Here is a 7115-nt window from a genome sequence, read left to right as displayed (position 1 = left end):
GCTAAATTGATTAGCTTTATGGAAAGGTAAATTAACACCATCTACACCATCCCCATGAAAAAATTGCTCAGGATCAGTGAACGCTTCCATAGGTGCATTCCATGTCAGCGATAACATGTATTTTTTACCTTGTATCAAGCCGCCAGAACCATATTTTTTCGATGCATCAGAACGACTACGACCATCACTGGCATAAAGTGAACCATGACCAATGGTGAATACATCATCAATATATTTTTTCATGGTCCACGGTGCACCCATCCACCAACCTGGCATTTGGTAAATCACGACATCCGCCCATAAATATTTTTCAATTTCGGCTTGAATATCATAGTCACTGTTGGTACGAGTGACTTGTACCTGATGCCCTAATGTTTTTAAATGGGATGCTGAAAATTCAGTAAGCGTGTCATTTAGCTCACCCTTAGAGTGAGCGAACTGTTTTGCACCATTAATAATTAAAATATTGCTCATGTGATGACTCAAAATAGATTTCTAAAACTGGAGCGCATTTTAGAAAATCTATTCATGAGTAAAAATGCATAAATAAGCAAAATACTATTGATTAAAAATCAACAATTGTGCATTGAATACATTTATCCTTAAGATTGCTTTCTTGTTTTGTACCAACGGCGAATCCACCAGAACAGTGCGATTACGATATATAGCGGCCAGAACATCACTAACCAAATAATGGTTCCTTTAAAGCCATACAGCCCCATTTTAATTGCTTCCCAAACACGACTAAGGAGTGGATCACTATCCAAGGTCGCAATACGATTGATATTGAGATCATGGCTTTTTCGGACTTGTGCTTGTTGGAAATACTCAAGACGAATGGTGCTGTAAGCTAAACGGTCTTTGACTTCAAGATCAGTGAGTTGTTGTAGCTGATTGTTGACTGCATTTGATTCAGTGTTGCTTTGATTAGCTGTATTAAGTTTTTCTTCGAGTAACTTTAATTCGTAGCGCTTTGCTTCATAGGTTTGGGTATTAAAGTTCAGCATCAATGGCAATAAGTTATTAAGAAAGCTGGTGACTTGTTCATTCGGAATGCGCACAGTCAGTTGTGCGATAGGTGTGATTTTTTCATAAATATCTACACTGCCGTCAATACGATCTCGTTCAGAACGATCGCTGATCTGATAATCGATTTGTTTGCTTTCGATATAACCATTGTATTGCAATAACTGTTGTTCGAGGGTTGAGGTTGTTTTTAAAACATCTTTGACTTCAAATTGTAGTTGTGAGGTTTTAACCAATTGGCGGCTTTTTTCTAAAGGACTCTGTTGTGGGCTAAGTAATTGTTTGGGATTTTCTGCAATATTTTCTTGTATTGCTTTGCTAAGCTCTGCGCTTTCTGTTTCAAGGGCGGCATCATTGGCAAAGCTTTCTTCCTTTTTTGAACAGCCAACCAAGATTGTGGTGACGAGCAAAATGACGGTTAAATTTTTAGATAAATCAGGCATAAGTTATGTCCTAAAACGCGATATTGATTATAAAAATATAGGTCTTTTAATCGTTTGTGATCACTATAGATAAAGTGCTAACTATCACAAATCTGTTGCAAGTCATATACATATTGTTGCTTTGCAGTTCAGCTTTGCATAGTAGCATAAACATATTGGGTCTGTGGGAGCGGCGAGAATGAATAAAATTTGGATGGCTTTGGGGTGTAGTTTATTTTTGGTAGCATGTAGTCCACCAATTGCTCAGTCGCAGCAACAAGCTGCTGTACAAAAAAGTACAGCAATGCATGCCGTTTTATCAGATCAACCCAATTTGTTTCATGACGAGACCAATTTAAAAATAAATCAACAATTCAACAGCGCAGAAAATCCAACGGATGCTGAAATTACAGTGGAACAAGCACAGCTAGATGATTCTGTTATGGCAATCCGAACCGAGTACGAGTTAAAAAGGGATCAAGATGTTTGGAAAATCGTCAATAAAAAACAAAGCTATCAATGTGCACGAGGGGAGAATACCGAAAAATTCCAGTTTGAACTTTGTCCTTAATAGGGGGACTTAATTTGAACATGCCTAAAAGATCAACAAAACTGTGGATAACTTCTTTGTTATTCACACATCAATACAATTCATTCGGCTTGATTAAATTGCAGTCATTTTAAAAAAGTGCTAGATTTGCGCTTGGCGATTTTGCCAAAAGGTAAAACATTTACCAGTCTCACGTAAATAGATTGTTTTTCTTATATACACCTTGTGAATACGGTGTTTTCACATTTACAACATGCTTTCTCTCAGCATGAAAATCAAAATTTAATTTAAATCTAAACCATGATTGTGGCGATGATCCTGTTTTCGTATGTTGAAAATGGGACGAACGCCAGTTGGTTATTTTTGTGAATACAACATGATGACGAATAATCAGAATATGACGTTAAACCGTATAACGCTCATGTTTCCTTTAGCCTTGGTGCTATTTGAGTTTTCAGTTTATATCGGTAATGACTTGATCCAGCCAGCGATGCTGGCGATTACAGAACAATTCGGTGTGAGTGCAACGTGGGCACCCTCGTCGATGTCATTTTATTTATTAGGTGGCGCGAGTGTCGCATGGTTGTTAGGGCCATTATCAGATCGTCTCGGCCGAAAGAAAGTATTATTGGCGGGTGTGGCATTTTTCACGATCTGTTGCCTGCTCATTTTACTGACCCACAATATTGAGCAGTTTCTTGCCTTGCGTTTCTTACAAGGGATTGGATTAACTGTCATTTCAGCAGTCGGTTATGCTGCGATTCAGGAAACCTTTGCTGAGCGTGATGCAATTAAAGTGATGGCTTTAATGGCGAATATTTCGTTATTAGCACCCTTGCTTGGTCCTGTTTTAGGTGCATTCTTAATTGATTATGTGTCTTGGCATTGGGGCTTTGTAGCGATTGCATTGGTGTCTTTCTTGAGTTGGTTTGGCTTAAATAAATTTATGCCAGCACATCAGGAAAGTCGTGCCAAACAACCGTTCAGCTATATGTTTGATGACTTTAAAAAAGTCTTTACTGACCGTCAATTTTTAGGGTTTACCTTAGCACTGCCTTTGGTGAGTATGCCGTTGATGCTATGGATTGCATTATCGCCGATTATCTTAGTTGATGAATTAAAACTGAGTAGTGTGCAGTATGGTCTAGCGCAATTCCCTGTGTTCTTTGGTTTAATTGCAGGAAATATCGTTTTAATCAAAATTATTGACCGTTTTGAATTAGGCAAGACCATTTTGATGGGCTTACCGATCATGTTTCTCGGCACGTTATTCTTGATCGCTGGTGTGATCTGGAACGCTTATCTTGTTCCTTGTTTATTGATTGGAATGACGTTGATCAGCTTCGGTGAAGGAATTAGTTTTTCAGTGATGTATCGTTTTGCCTTGATGTCTTCTGAAGTTTCGAAAGGAACGGTTGCCGCATCAGTGTCAATGTTATTGATGATGAGCTTCTTTGTGATCATTGAACTGGTTCGTATGTTATATACACATTTTCATATCTGGGCATTTGCTTTAGTCAGCTTTGCATTGATCGCGATTTGGTTTAGCACCCCGCGTCAAGTCTTGTTGCAGCATATGCAAGTTCGTCAGCAACAAGGATTGAATTAATTCTAAGTTATTGATCGTCGCATTATTTAATTTCCAACTCGAGTAGTTTGTTTTTTAAAACTACGAGTTCTGGCAGGGTCTCTAGCAATAGGGTCATTTGTTTTAGTAATAATTGATGTTTGCTAGAGACCTGTTTTTGTTGATGTAAATGTTCAATATCTTGTAATAAATGGTCGAGATAATGTTCTGGAATAGGTACTTGTTGCAGCAATGTTTGATTCAATAAGTTCTCTATACGATCTAATAGTTCGAGTGCTTTAAGATCTTCGATTTTTTCTCTTTGATGTCCTAACGCAGAGACATAACTGAGCTGACTGTGACTATAAACTAAGTAACGAAAGGCGTGTTGAATGAGTTCTTGGTTTGGTTGAGGCTCAGTACTCAAACTGGAAATCATATTCGATAATTCAATTTGAGCATTATGTGCGGCACGCCGTGTGGTGCGATAAGCTAAGTTCTGCTCCCGTCCGTGATGATATTGCTGGATCACTAAGTGCAAATATTGCAGTGTGGCTTGGCTACTCTTTTTAATATTGTTGGAAATATTACGGAAATTCCAGTCAGGCCAAATGAAGTTAACGGCTAACCAAGCGATGGCACAGCCGATGAGTGTGTCCATAATACGCGGTACGATAATACTAAAACCCGCGCCTTTTAAATTAAAAATCAATAACACCATCAATGTCGCCATGACCGTTGCCAGTGCATATTTCTTTTGTCTTAAATAGAAAAAATACACCCCGCAAATCACGGTAATAATAAGTTGTCCTTCAACACTCGGCACAAAATATAGAATCGGTACACCCAGCAGAACACCAAGCAATGTTCCAATCGTTCGGAGTTTTAAACGACTTTTGGTTGCAAAATAAGTAATTTGGCACACGAATAAACTGGTGAGCAAAATCCAATAACCATTTTGCGCAAATGGTAACAAGGAAATCGCGTAGCCAATTGCAAACACAACCGCAAGACGCACGGCATGGCGAAACAACGCTGATTGTGGGCTGAGCTGTTGCTTGATTTTTAAAATAAAGTCTTGTGCACCTTGAATGTCATCATCCAGTAAATTGAGATGATCTTGGTGTTGTTCTGCTGAATGATGTTCGATGTTTTGACTAAATTGTAATTGTGCAAATTGTTCATGCACACTTTTTAAATTATTTAAAATCAGTTCCAGATTTTTCACCTCGATATTATCGGGGTGCTGTTGTACCCAGTCTTGCATGGATTCTTCGAGATTTTTTAAAGCCGCCGTTGCTTCCAAACTCGGTTGATACACTTGATGATGTAAAATAGTTTGGCTTAAATCACGACAAGCCACCGCTTGCAGATGCATATTTTTTTGAATACGGAAAATCAAATCACTTCGGCTAAAATTCTGATGAATCTTTTCATAATGCAGATAATTTGAAGTGACTTGCTCATGCATATCTTGGGCAAAATAATATAAGTTGAGCCAATAAATACTGGTGTTATTGACGCGAGATGCTTTTAAACGTGTGAGAAGCGAGTTTTTGGCTTGATTTAAGCTATTCACGACTTGGGTATTTTTCTGTGATAACTCAAATAGTAAGCTTTCAACATTATCAATATTATCTGGATCAAATAAGCGTGCTTTAGTATGTAAAAGCACTGAAATATCTTTGAAAATTGTTGAGATTTTCTCTTGTAGTGGGAGGGTGGGGCGAATAATAAAAAATACAATCGAAGTCAGACCATACCAAAGTGCGCCAAGCACAAAATAACTCGGTTGCTGATACCAATGTGGATATTCACCTAGCCCAAACATGGTGTAAATCGACAGTAAAATTGTGCCAAAAGAAATGGTAGCGTAACGTTGACCTAAAGCGCCCATTAGAATGAGTACTGCGCTTGATACACTTAAATAAACAATGAACCAAAATTTGTAAGGTGCGAGAAACTCTAAAATTGTGCTGACACTAAAAAATAAAATGCAGACATAGAGCAGATTCCGCAAACGAATACTCAAGCGATCATCAAAATCAGTCAGTGCCGCAGCAATCGCACCTAAAGTCACAGGAACAATAAACTGCCCAAGCCCCAGATGGTGGAGAGCCAATGTAGTGCCGCACAGTACGATCAAAATTTGTAGGCAATACAACAAAATAGAATTAGAGCGAAAACGATTAAATATCAGGGCGAAGTTTTTCACGATTATTGTTCTTTAATTTATTTAGGTTGATCATACGAATAAACTTCCAAAAAGGAAGCGGCATAGGACAAGCAATTTGCACTTAGTTTTAGCATGATTAATTAATTGAACTTTCAAATAATAATCTTATGCAAAATTCATGCGCAGTTTTAATTTTTTCAAAAATCGTGAGCCTTCGGGATAACTGTGATTACAAAACAGCTAAGCTGTGGATAACTGAGAAGATACCCACAGCAAATATTTATTTAATCACACCACATGCGATGCGAGCACCACCACCACCAAGAGGAAGTGGGTCATCCGAATAATTATCTCCACCCGCATGGATCATAATCGCGCGTCCTTGGACATCTGCCATTTTTAAACGTGGCGCAATCACAGGTGTTGTAGCAAACCCTTTTTCATTCACTACTAATACGGGTAAATCACCTAAATGACCATTTTGTGGTGTACCGTGATGTGCGATATTTTCAGGATTTAAATGACCGCCTGCAGCCAGTGCAGCTCCCATTTTTCCATCTTTCATTGCAGCATCACAGGATGCATTTTCATGGATATGAAAGCCATGCTCACCTGGAGAAAGTTTCCATAACGCAGGTGTGATGAGCAAACCTTTTGGCGTTTCTTGGAAAGAGACAGTACCGATTGATGCACCTACACCATCTGCGCTGACGAGGTGTACAGGGATCAAATGCTTCTGATCGTTGGCTGTGCTTTGTTTCTGAATTTTAGTCGTGGCATTGCCATCGAGTATCGCGGATGAGCAAGCTGTTAAGCTTAAGATCACCGCGGTCAAAAAAGAAAGTCTAGGTAATGTTGAAAACATCGCGAGTTGTCCTTGTCTATTGTCTTTATCATCTTGATTCAAACAAAGTATTGAACAACTCGCAAGTGAGATTCGTTATCAAATGATTAATGGTCTAAATAAAACCCTATTTCGACTCGGGTGGTGCTTCAATGACAGCAATAGGTTCTTGTACATTTTCATGTAACCATTCACGCCAGATTGCCAGTAAGATTGCCAAAATAACAGGACCGATAAATAAACCAACCAAGCCAAAACTAGCAATACCACCTAGTACACCAAACATGATGAGTAGGAATGGAATTTTAGTTGCCCCTGAGATCACCAATGGACGGATGACATTATCGGCACTGCTCACGATTAAGATACCCCAAGTCACAACACCAATTGCCTCAACGGTTTGACCTTGTGAGAATAACCAAAGTCCAACGCCGAGATAAGAGATCGGTGTGCCAAAAGGGATCAACGCTAAGATAAAGGTGACGAAAGTTAGTAGCATTGGGTTGGGTACGCCAGCTACAAAATAACTT

At 38.9% G+C, this 7115-nt stretch carries 7 protein-coding genes; 2 read left to right on the top strand and 5 right to left on the bottom strand.

The annotated features are described in order from the left end of the window. Positions 1-474 (bottom strand): NAD(P)H-dependent oxidoreductase (locus B4237_RS05380; RefSeq protein WP_286942039.1); only part of this gene is annotated, 474 nt, incomplete at its 3' end. A gap of 128 nt (positions 475-602) precedes the next feature. Then, a complete protein-coding gene (locus B4237_RS05375; RefSeq protein ID WP_278596581.1) occupies positions 603-1469 on the bottom strand; it encodes a DUF4349 domain-containing protein in 867 nt (288 codons plus the stop codon). A gap of 178 nt (positions 1470-1647) precedes the next feature. On the opposite strand from B4237_RS05375, the gene B4237_RS05370 reads away from it, so the two are divergent. Both B4237_RS05370 and B4237_RS05365 read left to right on the top strand, forming a co-directional pair. Continuing rightward, positions 1648-2019 (top strand): hypothetical protein, encoded by a 372-nt coding sequence (locus B4237_RS05370; RefSeq protein ID WP_061517650.1) that lies wholly within the window; start codon positions 1648-1650, stop codon positions 2017-2019. 358 nt (positions 2020-2377) lie between these two features. Next, positions 2378-3607, top strand: coding sequence for an MFS transporter (locus B4237_RS05365; protein ID WP_376746086.1), 1230 nt, complete (start codon positions 2378-2380; stop codon positions 3605-3607). 22 nt (positions 3608-3629) lie between these two features. On the opposite strand, the gene yccS is transcribed toward B4237_RS05365, so the two are convergent. The 3 genes from yccS to B4237_RS05350 all read right to left on the bottom strand — a co-directional run. Continuing rightward, the gene (yccS, locus tag B4237_RS05360; RefSeq protein WP_278596582.1) at positions 3630-5780 is read right to left on the bottom strand and encodes a YccS family putative transporter; all 2151 of its coding nucleotides are present in this window, start codon (positions 5778-5780) and stop codon (positions 3630-3632) included. Between the two features lie 241 nt (positions 5781-6021). After that, positions 6022-6606 carry a superoxide dismutase [Cu-Zn] SodC gene (gene sodC, locus B4237_RS05355; protein ID WP_278596583.1) on the bottom strand — a complete coding sequence of 195 codons (585 nt, stop codon included), beginning with the start codon at positions 6604-6606 and terminating at the stop codon, positions 6022-6024. Positions 6607-6712: 106 nt separating this feature from the next. Further along, positions 6713-7115 (bottom strand): AI-2E family transporter (locus tag B4237_RS05350; RefSeq protein WP_286942032.1); only part of this gene is annotated, 403 nt, incomplete at its 5' end.

Origin of the sequence: Acinetobacter sp. UBA6526, from assembly GCF_002434875.1 — a bacterium.
In the GTDB taxonomy this organism is placed as follows: domain Bacteria; phylum Pseudomonadota; class Gammaproteobacteria; order Pseudomonadales; family Moraxellaceae; genus Acinetobacter; species Acinetobacter venetianus.
The sequence above is the reverse complement of the archived record's forward strand: the minus strand, read 5'-3'. Positions and strand labels throughout refer to the sequence as shown.

Coding starts and splice junctions, on each gene's coding strand:
- B4237_RS05375 (WP_278596581.1), bottom strand. CDS start 1,469: ATGCCTGATTTATCTAAAAATTTAACCGTCATTTTGCTCGTCACCACA.
- B4237_RS05370 (WP_061517650.1), top strand. CDS start 1,648: ATGAATAAAATTTGGATGGCTTTGGGGTGTAGTTTATTTTTGGTAGCA.
- sodC (WP_278596583.1), bottom strand. CDS start 6,606: ATGTTTTCAACATTACCTAGACTTTCTTTTTTGACCGCGGTGATCTTA.
- B4237_RS05365 (WP_376746086.1), top strand. CDS start 2,378: ATGACGAATAATCAGAATATGACGTTAAACCGTATAACGCTCATGTTT.